General features: G+C 68.9%; 26 protein-coding genes. 13 read left to right on the top strand and 13 right to left on the bottom strand.

Features of this window, described 5'->3' with window-relative positions; genetic code table 11:
* Positions 1–139: 139 nt before the first annotated feature.
* Complete coding sequence (locus ACFZBP_RS19135) at positions 140–1,153, top strand: zinc-binding dehydrogenase (protein ID WP_391414475.1); 1,014 nt, start codon at positions 140–142, stop codon at positions 1,151–1,153.
* Between the two features lie 338 nt (positions 1,154–1,491).
* Here the strand turns inward: ACFZBP_RS19135 and ACFZBP_RS19130 are convergent, their stop codons facing one another.
* Positions 1,492–2,502 carry a 3-hydroxyisobutyryl-CoA hydrolase gene (locus tag ACFZBP_RS19130; RefSeq protein WP_391414473.1) on the bottom strand — a complete coding sequence of 337 codons (1,011 nt, stop codon included), beginning with the start codon at positions 2,500–2,502 and terminating at the stop codon, positions 1,492–1,494.
* A 633-nt stretch (positions 2,503–3,135) separates the two neighbouring features.
* Here ACFZBP_RS19130 and ACFZBP_RS19125 point away from each other — a divergent pair.
* Both ACFZBP_RS19125 and ACFZBP_RS19120 read left to right on the top strand, forming a co-directional pair.
* A complete protein-coding gene (locus ACFZBP_RS19125) occupies positions 3,136–3,786 on the top strand; it encodes a hypothetical protein (RefSeq protein ID WP_391415099.1) in 651 nt (216 codons plus the stop codon).
* Between the two features lie 161 nt (positions 3,787–3,947).
* Entirely contained in the window at positions 3,948–4,541 is a 594-nt protein-coding gene (locus ACFZBP_RS19120; protein ID WP_383448565.1) for a TetR/AcrR family transcriptional regulator, read from the top strand.
* A gap of 372 nt (positions 4,542–4,913) precedes the next feature.
* On the opposite strand, the gene ACFZBP_RS19115 is transcribed toward ACFZBP_RS19120, so the two are convergent.
* A complete protein-coding gene (locus tag ACFZBP_RS19115) occupies positions 4,914–5,780 on the bottom strand; it encodes an alpha/beta fold hydrolase (RefSeq protein ID WP_391414470.1) in 867 nt (288 codons plus the stop codon).
* Between the two features lie 1,464 nt (positions 5,781–7,244).
* Here ACFZBP_RS19115 and ACFZBP_RS19110 point away from each other — a divergent pair.
* On the top strand, positions 7,245–7,847 hold the full coding sequence (locus ACFZBP_RS19110) for a TetR family transcriptional regulator (RefSeq protein WP_391414468.1): 603 nt from the start codon (positions 7,245–7,247) through the stop codon (positions 7,845–7,847).
* Between the two features lie 137 nt (positions 7,848–7,984).
* On the opposite strand, the gene ACFZBP_RS19105 is transcribed toward ACFZBP_RS19110, so the two are convergent.
* Positions 7,985–8,593 carry a TetR family transcriptional regulator gene (locus tag ACFZBP_RS19105; protein ID WP_391414466.1) on the bottom strand — a complete coding sequence of 203 codons (609 nt, stop codon included), beginning with the start codon at positions 8,591–8,593 and terminating at the stop codon, positions 7,985–7,987.
* A 131-nt stretch (positions 8,594–8,724) separates the two neighbouring features.
* Here ACFZBP_RS19105 and ACFZBP_RS19100 point away from each other — a divergent pair, with 131 nt between their 5' ends.
* Together ACFZBP_RS19100 and ACFZBP_RS19095 are read left to right on the top strand one after the other, a co-directional pair.
* Entirely contained in the window at positions 8,725–9,564 is an 840-nt protein-coding gene (locus tag ACFZBP_RS19100) for an alpha/beta fold hydrolase (RefSeq protein ID WP_383448557.1), read from the top strand.
* Between the two features lie 260 nt (positions 9,565–9,824).
* Positions 9,825–10,655, top strand: coding sequence for an enoyl-CoA hydratase-related protein (locus ACFZBP_RS19095; RefSeq protein ID WP_391414464.1), 831 nt, complete (start codon positions 9,825–9,827; stop codon positions 10,653–10,655).
* Positions 10,656–10,973: 318 nt separating this feature from the next.
* Here the strand turns inward: ACFZBP_RS19095 and ACFZBP_RS19090 are convergent, their stop codons facing one another.
* Entirely contained in the window at positions 10,974–11,222 is a 249-nt protein-coding gene (locus ACFZBP_RS19090) for a hypothetical protein (RefSeq protein WP_391414462.1), read from the bottom strand.
* Between the two features lie 76 nt (positions 11,223–11,298).
* The gene (locus ACFZBP_RS19085) at positions 11,299–12,126 is read right to left on the bottom strand and encodes an SDR family oxidoreductase (protein ID WP_391414460.1); all 828 of its coding nucleotides are present in this window, start codon (positions 12,124–12,126) and stop codon (positions 11,299–11,301) included.
* Positions 12,127–12,189: 63 nt separating this feature from the next.
* Here ACFZBP_RS19085 and ACFZBP_RS19080 point away from each other — a divergent pair, with 63 nt between their 5' ends.
* Together ACFZBP_RS19080 and ACFZBP_RS19075 are read left to right on the top strand one after the other, a co-directional pair.
* A complete protein-coding gene (locus ACFZBP_RS19080; protein ID WP_383461156.1) occupies positions 12,190–13,416 on the top strand; it encodes an acyl-CoA dehydrogenase family protein in 1,227 nt (408 codons plus the stop codon).
* Between the two features lie 106 nt (positions 13,417–13,522).
* The gene (locus ACFZBP_RS19075; protein WP_391414457.1) at positions 13,523–14,017 is read left to right on the top strand and encodes a MarR family transcriptional regulator; all 495 of its coding nucleotides are present in this window, start codon (positions 13,523–13,525) and stop codon (positions 14,015–14,017) included.
* 593 nt (positions 14,018–14,610) lie between these two features.
* Here the strand turns inward: ACFZBP_RS19075 and ACFZBP_RS19070 are convergent.
* The 3 genes from ACFZBP_RS19070 to ACFZBP_RS19060 form a co-directional block, all read right to left on the bottom strand.
* Entirely contained in the window at positions 14,611–15,672 is a 1,062-nt protein-coding gene (locus ACFZBP_RS19070) for an LLM class flavin-dependent oxidoreductase (RefSeq protein ID WP_391414455.1), read from the bottom strand.
* Positions 15,672–16,202, bottom strand: coding sequence for an SRPBCC family protein (locus ACFZBP_RS19065; RefSeq protein WP_391414453.1), 531 nt, complete (start codon positions 16,200–16,202; stop codon positions 15,672–15,674). The genes ACFZBP_RS19070 and ACFZBP_RS19065 overlap by 1 nt, the downstream gene beginning before the upstream one ends.
* Before the next feature lie 111 nt (positions 16,203–16,313).
* A complete protein-coding gene (locus tag ACFZBP_RS19060) occupies positions 16,314–16,811 on the bottom strand; it encodes a winged helix-turn-helix transcriptional regulator (RefSeq protein ID WP_391414451.1) in 498 nt (165 codons plus the stop codon).
* Between the two features lie 106 nt (positions 16,812–16,917).
* Between ACFZBP_RS19060 and ACFZBP_RS19055 the strand changes: the two genes are divergently transcribed.
* Positions 16,918–17,814, top strand: coding sequence for a short-chain dehydrogenase/reductase (locus ACFZBP_RS19055; protein WP_383461140.1), 897 nt, complete (start codon positions 16,918–16,920; stop codon positions 17,812–17,814).
* A 38-nt stretch (positions 17,815–17,852) separates the two neighbouring features.
* Here ACFZBP_RS19055 and ACFZBP_RS19050 read toward each other — a convergent pair whose 3' ends face one another.
* Positions 17,853–18,536, bottom strand: coding sequence for a WHG domain-containing protein (locus tag ACFZBP_RS19050; protein ID WP_391415097.1), 684 nt, complete (start codon positions 18,534–18,536; stop codon positions 17,853–17,855).
* A 261-nt stretch (positions 18,537–18,797) separates the two neighbouring features.
* Here ACFZBP_RS19050 and ACFZBP_RS19045 point away from each other — a divergent pair, with 261 nt between their 5' ends.
* The 4 genes from ACFZBP_RS19045 (at position 18,798) to ACFZBP_RS19030 (ending at position 23,301) form a co-directional block, all read left to right on the top strand.
* Positions 18,798–19,766: an enoyl-CoA hydratase-related protein gene (locus ACFZBP_RS19045; RefSeq protein ID WP_391414448.1), complete on the top strand. Its 969-nt coding sequence runs from the start codon at positions 18,798–18,800 to the stop codon at positions 19,764–19,766.
* Positions 19,767–19,773: 7 nt separating this feature from the next.
* Positions 19,774–20,697 carry an alpha/beta fold hydrolase gene (locus ACFZBP_RS19040; protein ID WP_391414446.1) on the top strand — a complete coding sequence of 308 codons (924 nt, stop codon included), beginning with the start codon at positions 19,774–19,776 and terminating at the stop codon, positions 20,695–20,697.
* A 37-nt stretch (positions 20,698–20,734) separates the two neighbouring features.
* Positions 20,735–22,210, top strand: a complete 1,476-nt coding sequence (locus ACFZBP_RS19035) for an AMP-binding protein (RefSeq protein WP_391414444.1) — start codon at positions 20,735–20,737, stop codon at positions 22,208–22,210.
* A gap of 539 nt (positions 22,211–22,749) precedes the next feature.
* Positions 22,750–23,301: a hypothetical protein gene (locus ACFZBP_RS19030; protein ID WP_391414442.1), complete on the top strand. Its 552-nt coding sequence runs from the start codon at positions 22,750–22,752 to the stop codon at positions 23,299–23,301.
* A 7-nt stretch (positions 23,302–23,308) separates the two neighbouring features.
* Here ACFZBP_RS19030 and ACFZBP_RS19025 read toward each other — a convergent pair whose 3' ends face one another.
* The 4 genes from ACFZBP_RS19025 to ACFZBP_RS19010 all read right to left on the bottom strand — a co-directional run bounded on the left by ACFZBP_RS19025 (position 23,309) and on the right by ACFZBP_RS19010 (position 25,893).
* Positions 23,309–23,560: a transposase gene (locus ACFZBP_RS19025; protein ID WP_391414440.1), complete on the bottom strand. Its 252-nt coding sequence runs from the start codon at positions 23,558–23,560 to the stop codon at positions 23,309–23,311.
* Positions 23,548–23,871, bottom strand: a complete 324-nt coding sequence (locus ACFZBP_RS19020) for a helix-turn-helix domain-containing protein (RefSeq protein WP_391414438.1) — start codon at positions 23,869–23,871, stop codon at positions 23,548–23,550. The genes ACFZBP_RS19025 and ACFZBP_RS19020 overlap by 13 nt, the downstream gene beginning before the upstream one ends.
* Positions 23,872–24,190: 319 nt before the next feature.
* Positions 24,191–25,009: a helix-turn-helix domain-containing protein gene (locus ACFZBP_RS19015; RefSeq protein ID WP_383453923.1), complete on the bottom strand. Its 819-nt coding sequence runs from the start codon at positions 25,007–25,009 to the stop codon at positions 24,191–24,193.
* Entirely contained in the window at positions 25,006–25,893 is an 888-nt protein-coding gene (locus ACFZBP_RS19010) for a helix-turn-helix domain-containing protein (protein ID WP_391414435.1), read from the bottom strand. Before ACFZBP_RS19010 ends, ACFZBP_RS19015 begins: the two co-directional genes overlap by 4 nt.
* Positions 25,894–26,173: the final 280 nt, after the last annotated feature.

Raw genomic sequence — 26,173 nt, 5'->3', positions numbered from 1 at the left:
CCTGAGTTTACTTTTCCATACTCAGGAAGTAACGTCGTGGTCAGCACATCAACCCGGCCGCACGCGGAAACGGGCGCGCAGCGGGACCTGCCCGAAGAATCGCATCAGCCACCGAAACACGCGCAGAGAGGCGGCCGCCATGAAGGCATTCGTCGTCGAGAAGTACGGCAAGGACGGCCTCCGCGCCGCAGAGGTACCCGAGCCCACGGTCGGAGACCGCGACGTCCTGGTCAGAGTGAGCGCCGCCAGCATCAACCCGCTGGACAAGATGGTCCGCAACGGGGAGTTCAAGCAGCTGCTCAAGTACAAGCGTCCGTTCGCGCTCGGCCACGACGTGGCCGGCGTCGTGACGCGGGTCGGCTCCGCCGTACACGGCTTCAAGGTCGGCGACGAGGTCTACGCCCGTCCGCGCGACCTGCGGGTGGGGGGCTTCGCGGAGTTCATCGCGATCGACGCGGACGATGTCGCGCCCAAGCCGGCCTCACTCTCCCTGGACGAGGCAGCCGCGGTGCCGCTGGTGGCGCTGGCCGCCTGGCAGATCCTCGTCGAGCGCGCGCACGTGAAGCCGGGGCAGAAGGTGCTCGTCCACGCCGGAGCCGGCGGCCTCGGGTCAACGGTCATCCAGCTCGCCAAGCACCTCGGCGCCACGGTGGCGACGACCACGAACGCCAAGACCGAGGCGCTGGTCAAGGACCTCGGCGCCGACCTCGTGGTCGACTACTCCAAGGAGGACTTCTCGAAGGTGCTCTCGGACTACGACCTGGTGCTGGACTCCGTGGGCGGGGCGAACCTCGAGAAGTCGCTGACGGTGCTGAAGCCCGGCGGCCTGGCCATCAGCGTCGTCGGCCCGCCGGACGCCGCCTTCGCGAAGCAGCTCGGTGCCCCCGCCGTCATGGGCCTGGTCATGAGCACCCTCAGCCGCAAGATCCGCAAGCGGGCCAAGGCGCTGGGCGTGCGCTACGAGTTCCTCTTCATGGAGGCCAACGGCTCCCAGCTGCGCAAACTCACCGCTCTCTACGACAGCGGGAAGCTCCGCCCGGTCATTGACAGCACCTTCCCCTTCGATCAGACACTCGAGGCGATGGCGTACGTCGAGCAGGGCCGCACCAAGGCCGGCAAGGTCGTGGTCTCCATGGTGCCGGCCAACGACTGAGATGCGTACAGCTGTACGGGCTCAGTGCCATCCGTACGCCGTATCGCCCGCGACACATCGTGCCGCGCGACCTTAGATGCCCGCGCAAACCGTGTCCTGCCGGCCCAATCCCTGATAGACCGTTCCTCGCCACCACTCGGTCCAGAACGCGAACCGCGACAAAGGTGGCGCGCTGTCGCCGCGGTCGATCAGATGCGGCTCAGTACGGACGCGGTCAGACCGCTCGCATCAGCGGCGACCCGGCCGTCATGGACAGCATGGCCGCCGGTCCCCGTTTCGTCGACGCGCGACTCTCACGCCCGCTCGCAAGGTGATGTCCCTGCTCACGGCGGACACGTTCAGGACGACAGCGTCCCTCCGCCGAGTGACGCACGTTGCCAGGTGGGAGTGCGGTCCTTGTCGACCAGGGCGGCACGGACGCCCTCCAGGAAGTCCGGGGTGCGGATGGTCGTGCGCGTGAGGGCGAGTTCGGCATCGAGACACTCGCGCAAAGTGCGCTGGCCGCCCCGGGCCAGCAAGGCATGGGTGATCTCCAGGCTCTGCGGCGAGGCGGATTCCAGGGCGCCCAACGCGGCTGCCGCCCAAGGGGTGTAAAGGTGACGCAGGCGTTTCTCGATCTCGCCGAGGGTCGGCGCCCCGAACGCCCAGTCCACGTCCCCACGGACCTCCGCCAGCCTGCTCTCCGCCACCGGGGAACGGCCCGCCACGCGGTTCAGGACGACGTCCACCGGCTCATCGGGGCTGTCGGCCAGGGCTTCCCCCACCGTGTCCAACAGGTCCGCGGGAACGAAGTGCGTCGCCAGCCCCGTGTACAGGGCGTCGGCCGCGTCGATCCGCTGCCCGGTCAGTCCCAGGTACATGCCGATCGCGCCGGGCAGCCTCGGCAGAAAGTAGCTCGCCCCGATGTCCGGGAAGAACCCGATCCCGGTCTCGGGCATCGCCAGCACCGCGCGTTCCGTGACGACACGGAAGCCGCCGTGGACCGACAGCCCCAGACCGCCGCCCATGCACAGGCCGTCGATGAGCGATACGACCGGCACGGGGTACTCGGCGATCCGGGCGTTGAGCCGGTACTCGGAGGCGAAGAACCGCTCACTGGCCTCGACGTCGCCCGCAAGGCTGTGTTCGCGGATCGTGCGAATGTCCCCACCGGCGCAGAACGCCTTCGTGCTGGTGCTGGCGAGGACGACAGCGGACAGCGGTGCGCCCTCCCATGAGGCAAGCACACGGTCGATGGCGGCGACCATTTCTGTGGTCAGGGCGTTGAGCGCCTTGGGCCGGTTCAGCAGGATGCGGCCGACGCCCCGGTGGATGTCGGAGAGAACCGCGGCCGCAGCGGTTTCAGTCATGACTCGTCATCGCCGTCCGCGCGGACCAGGTTGTCGTGGCCATCATGTTCCCCACTCGCCTGGTGTCAGACGAGAGCTTCGCGTAGAGATCCTGGATCTCGTCCACGCTGGGTACGACGGGGTTGTTGGCGGGCGCCCGGACACGAGCGCTTGCTCGGCCGCGAGAGGCAACAGGCCGAACCAGTTGTCCTTGTCGACGCCGTGGGCTTGTTGAGGGGGCACCTCAAGATCCTGACACAGGGCGCCCAACGCCTCGACGAGCCTGTCGCCGGCGCTGGCGTCGCTGTCGCCGCGTCGGGGCATGCCCGCGACAGCATGAGCGCTCCGACCGAATGGGCGAGCATGCCGATCACCGTGGTGCGGGCCGCACGCTGGTCCGCGTCCTCCAGCGTGTCGCTCGGGGCCTGAAGAGCCGTCAGCAGGCCCTCGATCCCGGCTGCGAACTCTCTTTTGATGTCCGCCGGCTGACGTGCGGCATCACCGCTGAGGGCCGCGATGGTGCAGCCGTCGCCGCGCCCGTCGCGATGCTCCCGGGAGACGTAGCCCTCGACGAACTCGGCCAGGCCCAGACTCTCCGCCCGGGAGGAGGTCGCCGCGACGGTCGACGACTTCCGGCGGGCCGCCGCGGCCGCCATCGCGGCCGGCGCCGACGGCGTCGAGATCCACGGCGCCAACAGCTACCTGGTCAACCAGTTCCTCTTCCCCAGCACCAACCAGCGCACCGACCAGTACGGCGGCTCCCTCGACAACCGCATCCGCTTCGCGGTCGAGGTCGCCACCGCCGTGGCCGACGAGATCGGAGCCGACCGCACCGGCATCCGGCCCTCCCCCGGCAACCCCTTCCAGCTCGGCGACCTCGCGGAGGACGACCCCCACGAGCTCTACCCGCACCTCGTGCGCGCCCTCGCCCCCCTCGACCTCGCCTACCTGCACCTCGCCCACGGCGGCAACGAGGGACTCCTGGGCACGCTGCGTGAGCTGTGGCCCAACACGCTGATCCTCAACAGGGCCGGCACCGACATCGCCACCCGCGCCAAGGACATCGAGAACGGCATCGCCGACGTCATCACCGTGGGCTCGATGGCACTCGCCAACCCCGACCTGGTCGAACGCATACGTGCCGGCGCGCCCCTGAACACCCGACCCCGCCACCTTCTACGGCGGCGGCTCGGCCGGCTACACGGACTACCCCACCTACGCCGCCTGACCAGAGCGCCCGGCGCCCGAGGGAGTCGCCTTCCTCGGGCACTCAGGCGTACGCACCGCACAGCCAGGCAGCGGTGAACACGGGGTCCCCCGAAAAGCCTTGGCCCCCATCCCATAACCGAAGGGGGCTGCAGCGCGGTCCCCAAAATTGCCTGTCGGTCATAATATTACATATGTCAGACCATGGATTAGGATGAGATACGGGGCAATGGTCCTGCGGAGTTGAGGGAGGAACCCCTGTGGCGCGCTACACCAAAGAGCACAAGCAGGTGACGCGGCAGCGGATCATCGAGAGGGCCGGCCACCGGTTCAAGCAGGACGGTATAGACGGCTCCGGCATCTCCACGCTGATGTCGGACGCCGGACTCACCAACGGGGCCTTCTACGCCCACTTCGAGTCCAAGGACGACCTCGTCGCCAACGTCGTCGCCGAGCAGTTGCGCGCACAGGTGGAGCAGTACGGCACCCTGCGGCCCGGCCGCGAGGGACTCGAGGATCTCATCCGCGGGTATCTGTCGCCCGAGCACCGGGACAACCCCGGCGACGGTTGCCCGTCCGCAGCCCTGCTCGACGAGATCGGCCGCTGCGGTGACGCGACCAAGGACGCCTACACGGACGGCGCCAGGGCCATCCTGGACGAGCTCGCCGCCCGCCTGGCACCCGAGGATCCGCAGTCCGCCCGCGGTCAGGCCATCGGGATCTACACCATGGCGGTGGGAACGTTGCAGCTGTCCCGGGCGCTCTCCGACCGGAAGTTCTCCGACGAGGTCCTCGAGCAGGGAATCGAGAACGTCCTCGCCTTGGCGCGGTGCCGGTCGGTCCCGGCCGTGTGACCAACTGGCAACAGCCAGGACGCCGGTGCCATGCACCGCGTTTCCGCCGTCAGCCTGAGCGGGTGGCCCGCGGGGGCAATCGCAACCCCGGAAGCGACACCGGCGTGGCGGTCCTCCGCTCGTACGGCGGTGGCGCTGCGCGCGTTCGATATATGCCGTGGCGACAGCACAGGTCCCGGACCTGGCACCCGGACGGGACGTCGACCAGTCCTGTCTCCGCATCGACTTCCCGCACGACAACCACCTCGGCGCCGCACGGCCGACAAACGAGCAGGCCGGTGACATCGAACAGATGACGAGAGCCGTGACGCCCGGCGGGCGTCACGGCTCTGAGTCAGCGTCCCTGGCCCGTGCGCGGACCGCACCGCGGCCCTACGGCCGGCCGAAGAACTCGAGCGCCGTCGGCACGAATTGCTCGTGGTACTGGAAGATGCCGCCGTGGCCGCCGTCGGGGTAGATCACCAGCTCGGCGTTGGGCAGTCGTCGGGCCATGTCGTGCGAGTTCGATGTCGGAACCATCCTGTCGTTGTCGCCGTTGGCGACGAGCACGGGCTGCTGGATGCGGGAGAGATCCTGCGGCTTTGCCAGCCCCCAGCGGTGGATGGCCTTGAGCTGGGAGAAGTAGGAGGTGAGGCGGATCGCCTTGTCCCGGTCCTTGGTGCGCTCCTTCAGGCGGGCCAGGAACTCCTTGCCGGCCCGACGCCCGTTCGCGGTGCGGGTGAAGAAGAGGAACATCTTCACGTCCTGAAGGGTGAGCAGGGCCCGAAGGGTGTCGTAGTGCGAGATCCGGGTGACGTTCTTGATGCCCTCGCCTCCGGCCGGACCGGTGCCCGCGAGGATCAGCCTGCGGATGAGCTGCGGATCGGTCTCGGCGATCACCTGGGCGATCATGGCGCCCATCGAGAAGCTGAGGACGTCCACCTGCTCGAACCCCAGCGCCCGAATGAAGGTGACGGCGTCCTTGGCCATCTCCTCGATGGTCTTCGGCGTCTCGCCGGTCGACGCGCCCACGCCCCTGTTGTCGAACGTGATCACCCGGTGCCTGGCGGCGATGCCGTCGACGACCCGGGGGTCCCAGTTGTCCAGGACCGCGGCGAGGTGGGTGATGAAGATGACCGGCATGCCGGTCCGGGGGCCGAGGTCGCGGTAGGCGAAGGTCACTCCGTCGGCGGTGACGGTGCGGGTCTGCGCGTTCTTGTACGACGTCACCACGTCGCCTCGTGTTTCGCGTGCGTTCACGGTCGTGCCCTTCGATGTGTGGGTTACCGCCACTGTGCGCAGATTTCTGCTTCCTCACAGGTGGGCGCAGAGCGGTTCCCGGTCTCCCGGCTGCGACTGCAGTCCGGAGTCGGCGGTCAGAGGAGGCCCCGGAAGTGGGAAACCCCTTGGATTCAGGTCCTGAGCAACTCGTCGACCATTGAAGTATGACCATACTTCTATCGGACTGCAAGTGGGCGGGCCGAGCGAGATGCACAGCGGCGGAATCACGAGTTCCGCCGAGCGTCGCGGTGCACAGCACAGCGCACCGCCAGGGCAGGGCGCGACCCACCTACACCGACAGCCACCAGAGGGTCGTGACCGACGAGTCGCGGACGTCCGCCCCGGACCGGCGACAGCCGACGATCTGCACGACGGTCAGGACATGGATGCCCGGCGTAGGCACGAGGCCTGACTGCGCCCGAATTCCAGGACGAGGACTGGGCCGGAGTCCGCACCGTGGACTACGACAACGCCCGCCTCGACCCCGCCCCCGCGCCACCGGTGCGGCTTCAACTCCCACCCGCACCGCACCCGCAGCGGGCCCGGCGCAGCCCTGGCGGCGCCCTTCCCCTCGACTTCACACAGAACATCGTGGGTCGGCACAAGCTCCGCGCGCGAAGTGGCCGGGATGGCCAACACGGCGTGGCCCTCCAAGGCCCTTGAGGAAGGCGAGCTGTGCGTGAGGCCCCAGCATTCGGCCCTGACGACCGGGCCACTTCACTCTGAGCGGCGGCGACTCCTTCGCACCGACCATGTCCATCCACGGGTCTGCTGCGCCGAGCTCACGGGCCGGCCGGTAGCGCGGCGAGCGCCGTCGCCATCAAGGTCCGACCCGCCCTCGACCTGTCGCGGCCACTCCTGTTCCTGCGCAGCACTGGACTGCTGCCGCTGGACGAAGGGACAACCCTCGGCGGCGCCGTGCCGGCCTCCTCGGCGAGAGCACACACGGTCGCCGTTCCCAGCCCGCTCGCCGACGCCCCACCGCCCAGCTGGGCGATCGGGCGGGCGCATCCGGACAGGTGGACCGACTGTTCGACAGACACCCGCGAGTTGACCAAGACCGTGCTCGACGGGTTCAACGAGCCTGCACCCGATGCCTGGACCGTCGTCACCGTCGCAGTGCGCTGATCGGCCGGCTAATCCCCGACCCCGTACTGCCGGACGGCTGGCCGCGAACCGAGTTGTCCATGCCCGCCGAGGCCGACGAGACCGGACTGGCTGAGGCAGTGGCAGTCACGTCCCAGGCGCATTGCGTCGTTGCGGCGGAACCGCATGCGGGCCAACGGCGCAAGCAGTGCAGTGCGGTGGGGCCGACAGGCGGGCGACCCCACCCCGGCCGCGAGCGCGTCAGAATCCGAGGTTATTGAATTACGTTCACAATACAATACATTGAAGGAGCCGCTGGAGGGCGAGTGGCCCACCCGGCACGTAGAGGAGTGTGCGGTGCGATACGGGAGAGAGCACAAGCAGGCCACCAGGCAGAGGATCATCGAGACGGCGGGCCGCCGCTTCAAGGAGGACGGCATCGACGGCTCGGGCATCACGGCACTCATGAAGGACGCCGGGCTGACCAACGGCGCCTTCTACACCCACTTCGCGTCCAAGGACGACCTCGTGGCCACCACGATCGCGGACCAGCTACAGGCCCAGAACGCGATCATCGTCGCGCACGCGGACCCAGGCCGCGCCGGCCTCGAACAGATCGTGCGCTGGTACCTGTCCCCCTGGCACCGTGACAGCCGTGACGTCGGCTGCCCCTCCGCCGCCCTGCTCGACGAGATAGGGCGCTGCGCACACCCGACCAAGCAGGCCTACACCGCGGGCGTACTGGTGGTCGCCGACGGCATCGCCACCCGCCTGGCGCCCAACGACCCGCTCTCAGTCCGCCCCCTGGCACTCAGCTCGTACGCCATGATGGCCGGCACACTCCAGCTCGCACGAGCCCTCGCCGACCCGCAGCTCGCCGATCAAGTCCTCGATCAGGGCATCCACAACGCCCTCGCACTACTGGGCATCGAGCACAACTGCGCCCCAAGCCCGAACTGACCCCGCAGAACCGCACCCGCCACCGCAGTCCGCCCGCCGCACCTGAGCGGCGCAACCCGAACATGACCGCACCGCGAAATCCCCTTTGACTCAGGGCCTGACCGTCGGGTGGTGGGCCTTGCGTGGGTCGGCTGTGGTCAGGCTTCTGTCCTCGGTGCCGTCGGCTGGTCGTTGTTGTGGTGCGCCAGCGAGGTGAGGAGGTCCTTGCGGCAGGTATCGAGGATCTCGTCCGCCAGCGGAGAACCGTCGGGGCACGCCCGCGACAGCATGAGCGCTCCGACCGAATGGGCGAGCATGCCGATCACCGTGGTGCGGGCCGCACGCTGGTCCGCGTCCTCCAGCGTGTCGCTCGGGGCCTGAAGGGCCGTCAGCAGGCCCTCGATCCCGGCTGCGAACTCTCTTTTGACGTCCGCCGGCTGACGTGCGGCATCACCGCTGAGGGCCGCGATGGTGCAGCCGTCGCCGCGCCCGTCGCGATGCTCCCGGGAGACGTAGCCCTCGACGAACTCGGCCAGGCCCAGACTCTCCGCCCGTGCCGCGGTCTGCGAGAGCCCGCTCGCGGACGCTTCGGCCATCAGGCCGGCCTTGGAGGAGAAGTGCTTGTAGAACCCTCCATGAGTGAACCCGGCGGCCGCCATCAGTTCCGCCACGCCGACGCCGTCATAGCCGCGCTCCCGGAACAGCCGGGCGGCCGTCGTGACGATGTGCGCACGGTTCTGCTCTGCCTGTGCCCTGGTGACCCTCATGTCCAGCCGCCCCTTCCACGGTTGACACTCGACGAACAAGGATACATAGATGTCGATCGACATCTATGAGGTTGACTTTTTAAATTATGACCGTCATCGTATTGCTCATCCCCACCAGAAAGGCCCAGGCCATGAGTGATACGCATGTGACCGCCCCGACTCAGTACATCGAGGTCGACGGCGACCGGTTCGCCTACCGCCGCTGGGGCAAGCCCTCCGGCGTCCCGATCTTCCTGGTCCAGCACCTCCGCGGGGGAATGGACCACTGGGACCCCCTGCTCACCGACGGCCTGGCCGAAGGCCGCGAGGTCATCCTGTTCAACGGGCGCGGCATCGCCTCGTCATCCGGCACGCCGCGCAACCGGATGGAGGACATGGCCGACGACATCGCCGCGGTCATCCAGGCGCTGGGGCTGGAGCAGGTCGATCTGCTCGGCTTCTCGATCGGCGGTTGGCAGGCAGAGGAAGTCGCGCTGCGCCACCCGCAGCTGGTGCGCAAGCTCCTCCTGCTCGGCACCGGCCTCCGCGGCGGGGACCCTACGATGGACCCCAAAGTGCCCGAGGTGGCGACGAATCCGGTCCCCACCGTGGAGGACTTCCTCTTCCTGTTCTTCGGCCGCTCGCAAGCCGCTGTCGAAGCGGGCCGGGCCTTCTGGGAGCGACGCCACCAGCGGGCCGACCAGGACCCGCCGAGCTCGCTCGCAGTCGCACAGGCGCAGCTCGAAGCAGTTGCCGCCTATGCGGAACCCCTGCCCGGCGAGAATCCCTACGCCTACCTGAACGCGATCACCCAGCCGACGCTTGTCCTCAACGGCGAGAACGACGTGATGATCGCCTCGATCAACTCCTGGCACCTCGCCCAGAACATCCCCAACGCCCAACTGCTGATCTACCCCGACGCCGGGCACGGAGCCCACTTCCAGTACCCCGAGCGGTTCCTGCGGCACGCCCTTCAGTTCCTCGACGAGTAACACCTGCGGGGCGCTGTCCACTTGGTCGGTCACGGGTTGGGCCGGGATGTGCGGGGCGGGGTGGAGGCTGCACCGACCCCTCAGCCCGCGCGCAGCCCCGGCGATCTTGTTCCGGCTGGTGGAGGCCGACGACACCGGGCACACGGTCGCCACAAGTCGCGCCGGGCACTGCGGGCCGCCGTTCACGATGCGCCATGCGCCTGGCGCTCGCCCTGCCGGCACCCATTCCTCAACCACTACGAAAAGAGCGACACCATCCCATGAGCCAGCCCAGCACTGTCCGCCTCGAGCGGACGAGCCCGCAGATCGCCAAGATCATGTTCGCGAACCCGCCTGTGAACCTGGTGGTTCCCGAGACCCTCGTCAGGTTGCACGAGATCGTCGCAGGGTTCGAGACGGATCCCACCCTCCAGGTCGTCGTCTTCAGCAGCGAGGTCCCCGACTACTTCTTCAACCACTTCGACGCCTCCCAGGCCGACGGAATCCCCGCGCCCGAACACGAGGACGGCAACCCGGTCTGGACCGACATGGTCCTGCGGCTGAGCAAGGCCCCGTACGTCAGTATCGCCGCCATCCGCGGCCGCACCCGCGGCGCCGGCAACGAACTGGCCCTCGCCTGCGACCTGCGGTACGCCAGCCGTGAGAAGGCGCTCTTCTCCCAGCCCGAGGTCGGCCTCGGCCTTGTCCCCGGCGGAGGCGGAGCCGAGCGGCTCCCCCGCTCGATCGGCCGCGACCGGGCGCTCGAAGCGATCCTCGGCAGTGCCGACTACGACGCCGACCTGGCCGAGCGCTGGGGATGGGTCACCCGAACCCTGCCCGACGCCGAACTCGACGCCTTCGTCGACGCGACGGCCGCCCGCCTCGCCTCCTTCGACCGGCAGGCACTCGCGACCGCCAAGTCGGCGGTCAACCGAGCGACACTGCCGCCGGACGCCGACCTCGTCGCCTCCTTCGCCGCGTTCGGGAACACCCTGACGCAACCCGGGTTCCTCTCGCGCATGGCCGGACTCGGCGCAGTCGCCGCCGACAAGGGGCTCGACGTCGAGTACCGGCTCGGCGAGTACATCGGCCTGGTCAACCAGAAGGCCTGATCTCCATCTCATCGACAGCGACGTCTCGCGCTGGCGCGTTCGGCCACGCCGCCAGAGGGATGTCGCTGTCGCTGGCGGCGGTCAGTACGCCTTTGATCCGGTGGCCGTGGTCGCGCGGTCCGGCGCGACAGCGAGACAAGGAGCGCGATCGGCCCGAGGCCGCGGCCCCCATCGCATGCCGGCTGAAGCCGCAGGGCTCCTGCGGCCCTGTCGTGGGACGCCGGGTCGTTGCCCGCGGGGTCCTTCCGGGCGATGCCGGCCGGACAGGAAACGGGACGGCCGCAGCTTTCCGCTTCATGGCGAAGAAGCCGAGCACCCTCAGGCGTGCCGACCGCGGATCGTTCCGCGCCAGGCGAGCGGCACTGCCGTCGACAGGATGAGGTCCGCCGAGTCCGCCTTCGCAGGATCCGTCGGGGCGGACCCGGCCGGTGCCCGTCCGAGGAGCTCCGCCGGGAGGGCGGCGATCCCGCCCATGCCCAGGTCCGCGTCGAACGGCCGTCCCCTCACAGCTGCCCAGTCCGCGCCCATGACCGGTAGCGCGGCCGTGAGCGGGGTGTTGTTGCGCATGCCTTGCGCACCGGGGCACGGCCCCGGCGCCGTCCGAGAGGAGTAAGGCCCGCCCACAGCCCGGAACCGAGCGGGATCAGGCCGGGTCGACGAATATGTCGAGCGCGAGATCGCCCGCGAAGCCGGCAGGGCTGTAGACGGACAGGTCGGTGACGCCTTCGTCGAGCAGGACCTCGTCGTCGATGAACAGATTGCCGGTGCACCCGCGCGCGTCACGCGTGAGGACGGCGTACGCGGCGTCAGCCATGATCCGCGGACTGCGGGCTTGCCCTGCGCCGCCGACCACGTTGCGTACGGCGGCGGTGTCGATCAGGGTTCGAGGCCACAGCGAGTTGGCGGCGATGCCGTCGGCGGCGAGTTCCTCGGCGAACCCGATGGTGCACAGGCTCATCCCGTACTTCGACAGCGTGTAGCCGAGGTGCCTGCCCACCCAGTGCGGCGCGAGGTTCAGTGGCGGCGAGAGGGTGAGGATGTGCGGGTTGTCCGCTTCCCGCAGGTGCGGGATCGCGGACTTGCTCAGCAGGAACGTGCCACGCGTGTTGATGTCCTGCATCAGGTCGTACCGCTTCATCTCCAGCTGCTCCGCCGACGACAGCTCGATCGCGCCGGCGTTGTTCACCACGATGTCGATGCCACCGAAGGCACTGACCGCGGCATTGACGGCGGTGCGTACGTCGTCCTCGTTGCGGACGTCGCCGACGACGGCCAGCCCCTTACCACCCGCACGCTCGATCTCCTCGACCGCGGTGTGGACCGTGCCTTCGAGCTTCGGGTGCGGTACGGCGGTCTTGGCGAGCATCACCACGTGCGCACCGTCGCGGGCCGCGCGCAGGGCGATGGCGAGCCCGATGCCGCGGCTGCCTCCCGACATCAGGACGGTCCTGCCTGCCAACGTTCGCGTCATGGTCGAACCTCCAAAATCGATTGAGGAACTAATCATATGCACTACGAATGATATCGTCCACGCATGACTCTCACTCCCGCACGCCAGAGCGACCGGCTCTACCACGAGCTCCTCGCCCCCAAAGAGACCCAGTCCGTACGCACCGCCGTACGCCGGATCGCGGTGCAAGAAGTGGCTCCGCACGCAGCGGCGATCGCGAACGGCGACGAGCGCACGGACGGCTTCCCCCGGCAGGTGTTCGACGCGCTCGCATCGGCGGGGGTCTTCCGGATCCCCTTCCCCGGCGAGGTCGGCGGCGACGGTCTGACCCACCCGGCGACCGCCACCGCCGCGGCGATCGAGGAACTCGCCTACTGCTCCAGCAGCGTCGCGGCCGTCTTCGACGTGCACTGCATCCTGGCGGGCAACGCACTGCGGCAGGGCACCGAGGAGCAGCAGCAGCGCTGGCTGCCCAAGGTCTCGGAGGGCTCGGTGGTCGGCGCGTTCGCCACCACCGAGCCGGACGCCTCCAGCGACCTGTCTCCACAGGCCGTTCGGACCGAGGCCGTACGCACCGAGACCGGCTGGGTGCTGAACGGCCACAAGCGGTGGATCTCCAACTCGCCCGTGGCCGGGTTCGTGGTGGTTCTCGCCCGCACCGGCGAGCGGCTGAGCATGTTCATCGTCGACACAGCGCTTCCGGGCGTTCAAGTCGGCCTCGCCGACCGCAAGATGGGCAACCGCGGCCAGCTCACCGCGGACATCCGCTTCACGGACGTACACCTGTCCGACGGCGACCTCCTCGGCGGCACCGAGGGGCACGGACTGCGCCACGCACTGACCACCCTCACCTACGGCCGGATCGGCATCGCGGCCGCCGGGGTCGGCATGGCGCAGGCCGCCTTCGACCACACCGTGGCCCACCTGTCGACGCGACACGCCTTCGGCAAGCCGGTGGCCGCCAACCAGTACTGGCAGTTCCTGCTCGCCGAGCGGGCCACCGAGATCGACAACGCCCGCACCCTCGTCACCAAGGCCGCCCTGCGCCTGGACGCCGGCAACCCGTCCCCAGAACCGGAGGCCGCGATGGCGAAGTACTACGCCACCAAGCTGTCGGTGGACATGGCACGCGACGCCGTCCAGGCTTTCGGAGGCCTCGGCTTCGCCCGCGAACTGGGTGCCGACGCAAGCCCCGGCCCCGTCGAGGCGATCTACCGGGACAGCAAGATCGGCGAGATATACGAGGGCACCAACGAGATCCAGAAGTGGGTCGTCGCCCGGCAGATCTTCGGCCGGACCATCGTCGGCTGACGGTCCCACGCGTTCCCTGCCCGGCAAGCACCGGTTCGGTCGCCCCAGGCTTTCTCGTACGATGGACCCAGACGATACGCAGGGCTAACCATAGGCGGGATGAACGATGTCCGAGGCTCCACTGGTACCGGGGACAGTGGCCGAACACACCATCTGCCTGCTGGTCAAACTCGGGCAGGTGGCATTCAGGATCGCCGAAGACGGCATCAGCGGTACCGGCCTGCGAGTGCGCCACTACAGCGTCTTGCAGGCCCTGGCCGACAACGGCGCCATGCCCCAACTGGCGCTCGGCTCATTCCTGCGCATCGACCCGGCGACGATGGTGACGAGCCTCGACGACCTGGAGCGGGCCGGATACGCCGCGCGGACCCGCGATCCGCAGGACCGACGTCGCTACGCCGTCGACATCACCGACGACGGGCGCAAGATCCTGGCCGACCTCAACCGCACACTCGTCGGCCTCGACAGCGAGATCCTCCCCGACCTGGGCACTTCTGAACGGCACTCGCTGCACGCCCTGCTGGGCAGCCTCGCCGAGAGTCCCGCCCTCACCGCCATGTTCGACGCCGTACGCGAGCAGAGCGGTACGAAACGGGCTTGACGCGCACGGCGATTCGGGGTCGCTCGCCTTGACGGTCACGGCGGCTTCGAGGCGGTCTGTCCCCAACCGCGTGATCCTTCACCTCGACAGTGGCCTGGGTGCCTCGGCGCACGCCCATGCGGTCATCGCCGCCCGCGAACCCCGTCGACTTCATGCACTCCGGCCTCGGCGGCACCGAGCCGGGAGCGGCGAGGCCGAAGGCCGCGACCGGCCCGTGCGCACCGGGCTTGAGGACGACATCCGGCTGAGCCGCATAGGCGGCGCCCTTCGCCAGGAGGGTCCCGTCATCTCGTACGGATCCGGCCCGGCGAGGGCCGTCGCGGCCAGGGGCCGGCCGTGACTGTCGCGGCCAACGGCGATCACCAGGGAACGGCGGCCGTCGGGGTCCGGCTCGCGCTGCGATCCGAGAGCCGCGGGGACCACCGTGCCAGCGCGGCCCGTAGCTTCGCCGAGCGCAGCAAAGGTGCCTGGGATGACCCCGCTGATGTCGGGCCTGGCGACCGAGGGCATCAGCACCGCCGGCTGGCCTGAACCGGCGCGTGTTGGACGGCATCGGCACAGGGCGACCCGCCTTGAGCCGCCATGGCCTGCCGTCAGCGTGGCGCCTCGTCCTCGATGGCGCGGACTATGTCGATGGCCCGGCCCAGGGTGGCGAGCCGGGCGTCGAGAGTCTCGCCGGCGGGATAGAAGCGGACGGTGTCGACTCCGACGTCGCGCCACACGCGCAGTCGCTCACGCACCATGGCCTCGGTTCCGATCAGCGTCGTCGCCAGCACCATCTCGTCGGTGATCAGACCGGCCGCGCCGTCCCGGTCCCCGGCCTGCCAACGGGTCCGGACCTCGGCCGCGACCTCGGCCCAACCCTGGCGGCTGTAGGCGTTGTTGTAGAAGTTCGTGGTCGCCGAGCCCATGCCGCCGAGGCTGAAGGCAAGCTCCTTCTTGCGTCCGGCCACCATCATGCGCAGGTCGTCCTCGTCCTCCGCGAAGGCGACCTCGGCGCCCTGGCAGATCTCGAGGTCGGAGCGTGTACGGCCGGCGTCGGCAAGACCCCGGTCCAGGTGGTCGAAGTACGCCTCTTTGGCGCCTTCGGGTACGAAACTGGTGCCCAGCCAGCCGTCGGCGATCTCACCGGTCAGGTGCAGCATCTTCGGCGAGAGCGTGGCCAGGTAGACGGGGATGTCGTGCTCGGCACGCACGGACAGACGCATGGGCCTGGCCTCCCCACCGGGCAGCGGGATCTGGAATTCACGGCCGGAGTGGGAGACCTTCTCCCCCGAGGCGGCCTGTCGCACGATCTCGACGGTCTCGCGCATCCGGGACAGCGGCCGGCCGAAAGGCACGCCGTGCAACCCTTCGATCACCTGTGGTCCGGAGGGGCCAAGGCCGAGGATGAAGCGCCCCTGGGAGATCTGCGACAGCGTGATCGCGGCGCGCGCGATGGCCATCGGCGTGCGGGTGCCGAGCTGGATGATTCCCGATCCGAGAAGCATGCGCTCCGTCTTCGCGGCGAGATAACCCAACGGCGAGGGCGCCTCGGAGCCCCATGCCTCCGCCACCCAGCAGATGTCCAGACCGAGCCTCTCCGCCTCGGTGACGTAGTCGACCATCTCCCGCCAGTCGCCGCCGGAGGCTTCGATCGTGGTGGAGGTACGCATCACAGACTCGCCTCCCCCGAGGTCCGGGGGCTCTCGGCCAGCTTCTTGACTTCTTCGAGGGTGACGGTCATGTTGGCCTCGAACTCCCGCATGCGCACGAAGACGATCTTCTGCTCCTTCTCCGGCATGCGTTCGATGGCGAAGGAGAGCCCCGAGGGGGCCGGCCCCATCTGCATCCATTCCCGCAGCACCGTGCCCCCGTCCTGTGGCTCCAACGTGAATCGCCAGATCGCCGAGGGGTACTGCGGATCCTCTACCGCCCAGGCGAGCCGCTTCGGCGGCTCCCACTCGACGATGTGGGACGTGGTGGCCCACTCCCCGAACGCATCGTGCTTGCTCCGGCCGACGAACCGGGCTCCCAGAGCAGGCCCGCCGCCGTCCAGCCATTCCACCGACTGCAGCTCGGAGCTCATGCGCGGCATCAGTTCGATGTCGGACACCAGCCTCCACACCTGAGCCGGTGGTGCGGCGATCCAGGTGTGGACCTCAACCGTCGGTTTGTCCGCATAGCGTGCGCCCGTCCACTCCATGAACCCGCGGCCCCTCTCTCACCAAGAGCGTTCGAATGAGCGTCTGACCAGTAAAGTTGCGTAGATAGACCCACTTGTCAAGGGTGACCTGCCCTGCAGGGCGCTGCCCGGTCAGCCCGTGAACCGGGCCCGCACATCCGGCCGTTCGGCCAGGTGCGGTGGGTAGCCGGGGCCCATCCGGGGGTGGGTGTTGTCCAGAGTCATGGGCTCTCCGCAGGCGGCGCACACCACCTCGGCATGCGTCTCCTGCCCGCACACCTCGTGGCGCATCGTCACCGGCGGGCCCGCTTCGCCGGAGAGCCAGCGGTCCCCCCACCGGTTCATCACCAGCAGCACGCCATAGAAGTCGCGCCCCTTCTCGGTGAGCACGTAGTCATGGCGGACCGGCTCCGTCTGGTAGGGCCGCTTCTCCATCAGCCCCTCCTCCACCAGCCGGCGCAGCCGGTCCGTCAGCGTGTTGCGGGCGATCCCCAGCGACTCCTGGAACGCGTCGAACCGCCGGATCCCGTAGAACGCCTCACGCAGCACCAGCGGCGTCCACCAGTCCCCGAGCAGGTCCATGGTGCGCGCGATCGAGCAGGGCCACTGCGCAAAGGATGTCCGTCTCATGACGGCCAGCATAGGTTCGTCCAGTCGTGAGACCCAGCAGGTGAACCGAACAGCGACCGGCACGCAGTCTCTTGTGCTCCATCAATAACGAAGTTATGTTGCCGCCATGAAACGTGACTTGCAGGGCAGAAAACTGGTTGTCACCGGAGCGGCACGCGGCATCGGAGAGAAGGTGGCCCGCCTGGCCGCCGCCCGAGGGGCCCGGGTGACCGTGATCGGCCTCGAAGCCGATCGGTTGCGCGCCCTCGCCGACGAGCTGGGTCCCGCCGCTTCGTGGCGTGAGGCCGATGTGCGCGACGGGGCCGCCCTACGAGCGGCGATCGACGAGGCCGCCGAGACGATGGGCGGCATCGACCTCGTGGTCGCCAACGCCGGCGTCGTGGCGTACGGGACGGTGCGGCAGACGGACGAGGCGTCGTTCGAGCGGGTTCTGGACATCAACCTCAACGGTGTCTTCCGCACCCTCAAGTACGCGACGCCCCATCTGGAGCGCAGCCGTGGCCATGTGCTGGTCGTGGCGTCCGCGCTGTCGTTCATGCCGCTGGCCGCGATGGCCTCCTACGGCGCGAGCAAGGCCGGGGCCGAGTTGCTCGCCCTGACCTACCGACAGGAAGTGGCCCACCTCGGAGTCACGGTCGGCGTGGTACACCCCTCCTGGATCGACACGGACCTCGTCCGAGGCGCCGAGGCGGACCTCCCCTCGTTCCAGGACCTGCGCACTCGGCTGCCCTATCCGGGCAACGTGACAACGAGCTCCGACCGGGCGGCCGCCGCGATCGTCGACGGGCTCGTGCGCCGACGCAGCCGCGTGTACGTCCCGCGTGCGGTCGTCGTGGCCAACTGGGCCAAGGCGGTGCTGAATTCACCAGTGGCCTGGCCTTGGGCGAGGCGCTTCGCGGCCCGGGCGGTTCCGTCCCTCGAACGGGAGGTCGCGGCGCTGGGGAGGCAGGACCAACTCACGCCGGGCACAGATGCCCCTGCCGCGGAGACCCGGGCGTCCTAGCGGCCGCACACCGGGTCAGCGTCCAACGACCAGGCTTCTCAGCGGCCTTGGACGATCGAGTCGTACAGGCGCGCGCCTGCCTCGTGGGAGGCCTTGGCACGCTCCCGCTGGTCACCCAGCCCGACAGCGAAGTTCACGCCCATCGGCAGGAGCACCTGTGCCACGGCGTCCTCGAACTCGACGAAGTGCTCAGCCAGTTCAAGGGTGATGTAACCGTGCACGTAACTCCACAGCTGGGCGGCGATGGCCTCGGGTTCCTGTCGCTCCACCCTGCCGGAGTGCACGAGCCGTTCGCACGCCGCGGTGACATGAGCGTGGGCTTCCCGAAAGGCCGGGGAGTGCCCGCTCATGCGACGGTCCGTTTCCGGCAGTGGCCGGTACGTCGCCCGAGTGGACAGTCCGAACATCAGGTCGTAGAGGTGTGGGTTCTCGCGGGCCTGCCGACGGCAGGTCAAGGCCATGGCGAAGAGATCCGCGACCGGGTCCTCCGTCACCGGTACCCGGCCGAACGCTGCGCCGAGTTCCTTGAACCCGTGGTCGGCAACAGCGCTCATCAGCTCGGGGATCCCGCCGAAGTGGCTGTACACCACCATCGTCGACAGTCCGCTCGCGGACGCCACCGTGCGCGCCTTCAGCGCCGACGGACCCTGCTCGGCCAGCAAGCCGATGGCCGCCTGCACGAGTCGTTCCGGTGCGTCTTCGAGCCTCGCCCGCCCTGCCATGTCCCGCACGCCTCCACCGTTGACACACCTGAAATAACTTGGTTATGTAATTCCTTACGGCAATAGTACACATCGCATGTGACGTGCCGTCTCGGATACGCGCGTCCGCCCTCGGACACGTCATCACGCGTTGGTCCAGTCTCCTGCCGCCCGTGCGGGCACAGCGTGTCGGGGCGAACCCGACCTCATCGCTGCGACACGCATCCGCGGCCGTTTCGACGCACTTTCCCACCCCATGAACTCAGCACGGGAGCAGAACTCATGCCATACAAAGACAAGGGCCGTCTCACGGTCGAAGATCGCGGCGCCATTCTGATCGCGCGGGTCGACGGCGGCCCGCTCCAGGAGTTCGGCCTCGACATCGCCCAGCAGCTGGAGAAGCTGGTGGCCCGAGCCGACCGTGATCCGAACATCCGTGCCGTCGTCTTCACCGGGGCACATCCCGAACGGTTCGTCAGCCATGCCGCGGTCCGGTGGCTGCAGGAGGAGGGCGCCGCGAGCCCCACGGTCGGCCGACGCGGTGCCACCGCCGTCGTACGCATGGCGAAGCACGTGGACCGGTCCCGCCTCCTCGGGCCCCTGATGCGCAGGACCCCGATGCGCGGGGCCCTGCAGCTGGAACGTCTGCACACGACCTTCCTGCGGATGAACGCCAGCGGTGTGCTCTTCGTCGCCGCCCTCAACGGTTCCGCTCTCGGCCTCGGCGCGGAGTTCGCCTGGGCGTGCGATCTGCGGGTCATGGCCGACGGGGACTTCTTCATCGGCCAGCCGGAGATCCTCCTCGGCATCATCCCGGGCGGAGGCGGCACCCAGCGGCTGACCCGCCTGATCGGCACCCACCGGTCCCTGGCCGCGATCCTCGAAGGCAAGCCGTTCACACCCGAGGAAGCCCTCGCCAACGGGGCGGTGGACAAGGTCGTTCCGCAGGACAAGGTGGTCGCGCAGGCGGTCGAACTCGCCGAGCACTTCGGGAAGCGGTCGAAGGGGTCGGTCGCGGCCGCCAAGAGGTCGGTGTACTTCGGCGGCTCCATGTCACTGGAGGACGGCCTGCACGTCGAACGCGCCGAGTTCTTCGCCCAGGTCATGTCGGAGGAAGGCCAGAGGCTGATGCTCGACTACCAGGCCACAACCGACGCCACCGGCGAACTCCCGCTCTACACACCGGGCACCTACGCACGAGCCCTCGCCTCGGGCAGCGTGCCGGGCCGTCGCTCGACGAGCGGGCGGTGAACCGACGATGACCACTCAGCAGTCCTTCACCCGTCACGACATCACGTTCCCTTCCGGCGACAGCAACTGCGCCGGCTGGCTCTACCTCCCCACGGGCGTCACCTCTCCGCCCGTCGTCGTCCTCGGGCACGGCCTCGGCGCGGTCCGCGAGATGCGGCTGGACGCCTTCGCCGAGCGCTTCGCGCAGGCCGGCATCGCCGCGGTGGCCTTCACCTACCGGCACTTCGGCGACAGCGGCGGCCACCCTCGCCAGCTCCTGTCGATCAGGCGTCAGCTCACCGACTGGGACGCCGCCATCGCCTACGTCAAGGCCCGCACGGACGTCGACCGCACCCGCATCGCCGTATGGGGCAGCTCGTTCGGCGGCGGCCATGCCATCACCGTCGCCGCCCGCCACCCCGAACTGCGAGCGGCCGTGGCGCAATGCCCCTTCACCGACGGTCTCGCCTCCGCGCTCGCACTGGGCCCTGCCGCTTCACTCAAGGTCCTCCCCGTGGTCGCCCGCGATCTGGCGGCCAGAGGCCGCGGAAAGCCGCCCGTGATGGTTCCGATCGCCGCCACCCCCGGCTCGTCGGCCCTCATGAACGCCCCGGACGCCCTGCCCGGATACCAGGCGCTCCAGCCTCCGGGAACGACGTTCCGCAACGAGGTGGCGGCGCGGGTCATCCCGACCATCCTCACCTACCGGCCCGGGCGCGCGGCCAAGAAGATCGCCATGCCGATCCTCTTCTGCGTCAGCGACACCGACTCCGTCACGCCACCCGCCCAGACCCTCCGCTACGCGCGCGCCGCACCCAAGGGAGAGATCAAGAGGTATGACGCCGGCCACTTCGACTTCTACACCGGCGAGACCTTCGAAGTACTGGTGCGCGACCAGATCGAGTTCCTCACCCGCCAGCTGAACCCGGCAGCCGCCGCGTCAGCTCCGTGACCGGACCGCATCACACCCAGACAGGTACGCCCTCGCCATGAATTTCGCATCTCTGCCCGACCGCCGCGCGGCCCTCGACCCCGACGGGGCCGCGGTCTCGGACGGCCGTCAGGCCCTCACCAACGTCCAGCTGCTGCGTCGCGTCCAGGCGGCGGCACGTCACCTCCAGGGCCTCGGGATCAACCCCGGCGACGTCGTGGCCCTCAAGCTCACCAATCGCGTCGAGTTCGTGCTCCTGCTGTTCGCCGCCTGGCGGCTCGGCGCCACCATCACGCCGGTCAACCCGAGCATGACCGACGTCGAAGTGGTCCGACAGCTCAAGGACTCCGGCGCACGCCTCCTGGTGGTCGAGGACGGCGGGACCGCAGTGGCGGACGGGAGTGCCGTCCTCGCCGTCGGCGACCTGCGCGACGACGGAGCGGCGGAGCCGGACGAAGCCCCCCTTCCGGACCCGTCCGCGCTGGCCCTGCTCATCTACACCAGCGGCACGACCGGGGTTCCCAAGGGGGTGATGCTCGACCACGCCAACATCGACGCCATGGCGGACATGGGGCGTCAGGCGCTGGAGGTCGGGCCGGCCGACCGGTGTCTGCTGATCCTGCCGCTCTTCCACGTCAACGGCATCGTGGTCAGCACCCTCGTACCGTTGCTGGCGGGCGCGAGCGTCACCATCGCCGACCGGTTCAACCCCCAGACGTTCTTCGACGTGGTCGAGCGTGAGCGCCCCACCTTCTTCAGCGCCGTGCCGACGATCTACAGCATGCTCGCGGCGCTCCCGGACCAGGTCCGCCCCGACACGTCGTCCCTGCGCTTCGGAGTCTGCGGTGCGGCACCCGCCTCCGCCGAGCTGCTGACCCGGTTCGAGGCCCGCTACGGGTTTCCGCTCGTCGAGGGATACGGGCTGTCCGAGGGAACCTGCGGCTCCACCATCAACCCTGTCGCGGGCCCTCGACGCGCCGGAACCGTGGGACTGCCCTTCCCCGGCCAGGAGATCCGGATCGTCGACGCCGACGGCAGCGAGGTGCCGCCTGGCGGGGACGGAGAGGTCGTCGTGCGGGGCCCCAACGTCATGCGGGGCTATCTCGGTCGCCCGGAGGAGACAGCCAAAGTCATCGTCGACGGCTGGCTGCACACCGGCGACGTGGGCCGGCTCGACACCGACGGATACCTGACCCTGGTCGGACGTTCGAAAGACATGATCATCCGGGGTGGCGAGAACATCTACCCCAAGGAGATCGAGGACGTCCTCGTCGGTGACCCGTCGGTGCTCGAGGCCGCCGTGATCGGCGTCCCCGACGAGAAATGGGGAGAGGTCGTCGTCGCCTACGTCCAGCCCCGACCGGGTTCGACCGTCGATCCGTCGGCACTGCAGTCCCTCTGCGCGCGCAGCCTCACCGGCTTCAAGCGCCCGACCGCGTTCTTCGTGGTGGAAGCCATCGCGAAGAACGCGGTCGGAAAGATCGACAAGGTCTCGCTGCGCGCTGCCCACGCCGAGGTCTTCGCGAGGTCCTGACCTCCACGGATGGCGCCTGGGGCCGTCTCCGGTGGCGGCCCTCGGCTCCGTGTCAGGGACCGAGTCCAGATCCGGGCCCCCAGAACTTCGCGAGCTTCGCCACTCGCCCGGTCTGCCGGGGACATCCGCGGAGTTGCTCACAGGATGGCCCAGCCCTATCGGTGCGCTCGCTCCCCGACCTGCTCCTGCCGGAGCAGGTCGGTGAGGAGACACCATCAAGATCCGGACCATACACGGACCAGCTCCCGCCAACTCTCTGCAAACCCCACATTCGCGCAGGTCAGCGCCATAGGTGCGATGTACACCAGCAGACCGGGAACCTGCGGGTGTCCTACTCGCCGAAAAAGCTGGGCTTCTTCTGGAGATCTTCAAGGGTGCGGGTTACGGGGTTTGAATGACACTGAAAGCTTCAGTGAGTAGGCGCGTGAGTCGGCGACCGGAGGGTTCTGCCCCGGTGGCGCGGGTGAGGCGGTTGGCCCCGGCGTCGAGTGGCGACTCTGGACGTTGGTATGTCAGTGGCGCCGGATATGTTGCCGAACATGACAAGTTGGATCGACTGCGGCGTCATAGCGTGGATGGACGACGGCCCCTACCGGGAAGACGAAACCGTCCTGGTCTACTTCAAGGGGACCGACTTGGCCGCCATGGCCGATGGCCTGTCCGCACAGCACCGGCCGCCGTTCGCCTACGGCAATGACACAGCACCAGGCGACTGGGGCATGCTCGTGCACCACATGTTCAACCCTTCCCGCAACGACTACGACGAGATCGACTACCGGGAGCTGTGCCCACAAGGCGCCGAGCTGATGGTGTTCGTTCCCAACCCGTCCATTGCCCAGGCCCACGGACCCAAGGCATACCACTACAAGGACGGCCAGCTGTCGTCCTGCATCGACTACGAGGATCCGGACTACGTCGGGGAATACTGGCCCAACAAGATGGCCTCCGTCATCACCGCGGCCGGACTGGATCGTCAGAACGAGACCTACGAGGAGCAGCTGACCCAGCTGATCTGTCACCACCTGGGGCTGCCCGCACTGGATCGCGACACCATCACGGTGGACCGCGATCTGGTGGCCTCCTACTTCTAGGAAATCTTTACCGAGCTTCCGGAGGTTGGAGGTCGAGCCCCGCCTTGGCGATGAGTCCCTCGATGAGGCCGGGCCGGTACTGCATCCGTTTGAGCCGGGTCTTCACCAGCGCGGTGAGCTGGTCGAGGCTGTGTTTGGTGAGGTTGGCCAGGGACCGTTTCAGGTGCGACCACACGCCCTCGACCGGGTTGCACTCGGGTGCATACGGTGGCAGTTGGTAGACGGTCAGCCATAATCGGGCGGCGATCAGCTGCCGCATGGTGCGGCTGATGTGGCGATCCGGGCCAGTGTCCAGCACTGGTCTCTCCAGCCGGAGGTGGCCGGCCCGGCATCCAACGCCGTCCGAAGAACGCGGAGCTGTCCCGAATCAAGCTTGCAGCGGGCGCCGCCGGGGCCCTTGGAGGCCAGTGCCTGCCGACCGCCCGAAGTCAACGCCCGCCGCCAGCGGTTCGCCGACATTCGAGTCACCCTGAACTGCCGGGCCACCTCCCGGTCACTGGCCCCTGCCTCGATCAGGTCAGCGGCTGTGAGCCGGACTTGCTCACGCCGAGCCCGTTCCTCGGCCGTCAATCCACCGCCATCGGGATACCTCGTGCCCCCTGCATAGCGCGGCCACGACAACCGTCACGACCTGACGCAACCCGCACCGTCAAAAATCTCTAGACACTGAAGACGGGCGCCTGACCAGGGATAATGCCTGGCAGGCGCCCAATTGCCGCCGCATGGAACCCTCGATGACCTACGCATCGCGGCGTAGTAGCGTCTTGACGTGGGAGTAGCGGTCACGCTGCAGTTCCTGGGCCCGCTGGCACTGGCGTTGATCGGTTCTCGACGTGTCACGGGTTTTCCACCTTCATCCAGAGCCACCGCCGCCCATTCCACCTGCGTGTCACGGCGCATAGCACTCGCGAGCCGTGTCGTCCTTCGGCAGGAAACAGAGGCGCAGATCGGTTCGGTGGTCTCCGCCCAGCATCGGCGTGAAGCGGTAGACGCTCGTTTCCGCCGTGGTCCGGATGACGACTCGGCGCGGCCGTGCGCCGGGCGCCGAGATCTCGACCGTGTCGCCGACCCGCGTGTGCCAGACCCGCCCCCACGTCGCGGCGCACACCGTGCTGTACCTGATCTCCACGTGCGCGCCGGTTCTGGTGCGGTGGGGCGACCCGAGGGCGTCCGCCCGGCCGGGCAGGCCGCAGGCCATCCGGTCGGGGTCCTTGCCGTCGCACGCTTCGCCGTGGCAGCCAGGGGCCGGATCCAGCGTCGGGGAGTACAGCATCGTCGGAGGGCCGGAGGTCTGGTCCGGCAACCACAGGGCGGCCGTGATCGCGGCGGCCGCCACGCCGACTCCGGCGCCGAGAGCCAGCCGATGCCGCCGCCTCGCCTGCCGTGGGCGGGTGACCGTCTGGTCGGCGGCCGGGGCTCCCGGCCCCGGGGTGGTCGGCGGCGGAGCGGTGGAGCGGGCGCGTCCGCTCCACTCGGCGTCGGCCAACTCCCAGAGTGCGAGCAACCGTCCGGGAGGCTCGTCCGCCATCGCGCAGAGCGCCTCGACGGCCTGCCTGGGCGCCGGCAGCTTGCCGTTGAGATAGCGCTCCCAGGACGACTTGCTGTACGGGGTGCGCTCCGCCAGGGCCGCCAGGCTCAGACCCGTGCGGGCCCGCATCGCGCGGAGTCCCTCGGCCAGGGCCGCGCATTCGGGTGCGGGGGTGGTCATCCGCGCAGCACCTGCCAGGTGTGGGGGCCCACGATGCCGTCCGCCGGCAGCCCTGCCTTCTTCTGCAGCCGCATCACGGCCGCGATCGTCTGCTGTCCGTAGATCCCGTCGACGGTGCCCGGGGCCATATTGCGGTATCTCAGCAGGCATTGGGCCTCCACGACATCCCAGCCCGGTCCGGCGAGAACGGCGGTGCGCGTGGAGCTGTATCCCGCGACCAGGATGCCGCCGTCCGGGCCGTCGGCCTTGTGGACCCCGCAGGGGTAGGTCTTGCCCGGCTTGAAGACGTACCGTCCCGGCCCTTTTACGGCGGGCGTGGCTTGGACGCGGGAGCTCGGCTGTGCGGTCGGCGTGTCGACCACCGTGCCCGCCTTCTCAGTGTCGCCGTCACCGCCCAGCGATGCGCCCATCAGCAGGCCCGCGCACAACCCGACGAGCGCGGCGGCCGCGACTGCCCCAGCGACGACAGGCCTGGAGACTCCCGGCCCACGTTCATCCGGCCCACGTTCGTCGCCAACGGGAGCGGGCTCCTCACGGGGCTGCTCCGCCGGTACGGCTGTGTCAGCCCCGCCAGACCGCTCCTCGCCAGGTGCGTCGGCCGACGACGGTGCGGATCGTTGCTGCCACGCTGCCTCCGCCACCTCGTGCAGGACCAACAGCCGGGTCGGTTCTGTCCCCGTGATCCGTGCCAGCTTCTCCACCGCGTGACGTGGGGGCATCGCCTGGCCGTTCAGGCAGCGCTCCCACGACGACCGGCTGTACTCCGTCTTGGCCGCGAGCGAGGTGAGGCTCAGCCCGCTGCGGTCCTTCAATCTCCTCAACTGGACGACGAGTTGTCGGACTCTCTGATCCAGCGAATCCGGCAGTTCCTTCCAACGCGGCATGGCTCGCTCCGTGAGTGTCAGGGCCCAAGAGCCTTCACCTTCTTCATGTTCCGACTGTTGGCATCCCCGGCGCAGGCTCCTGGTTCCCAGCACCGCCCCGCGCCCATGCCTCTTCGGCCACGCCCGCAGCGAACCGGCGTCCCGGCGATCCCGCGTCCCGGCGCCCATCCGCACAGGTCAACACGTGGGACGTCCCACGGTGTCCCAGCCGACCCGACACCGCTGGTCCTGTTCCGGATTGGCCAGCAATCTCGGTAGGGCCGAGCCGGGCGGTGCGGGC

Source organism: Streptomyces sp. NPDC008086 (assembly GCF_042957325.1).
Lineage (GTDB): Bacteria > Actinomycetota > Actinomycetes > Streptomycetales > Streptomycetaceae > Streptomyces.
Note: the sequence above shows the minus strand (reverse complement) of the source record. Positions and strands in the feature narration are given on the sequence as shown.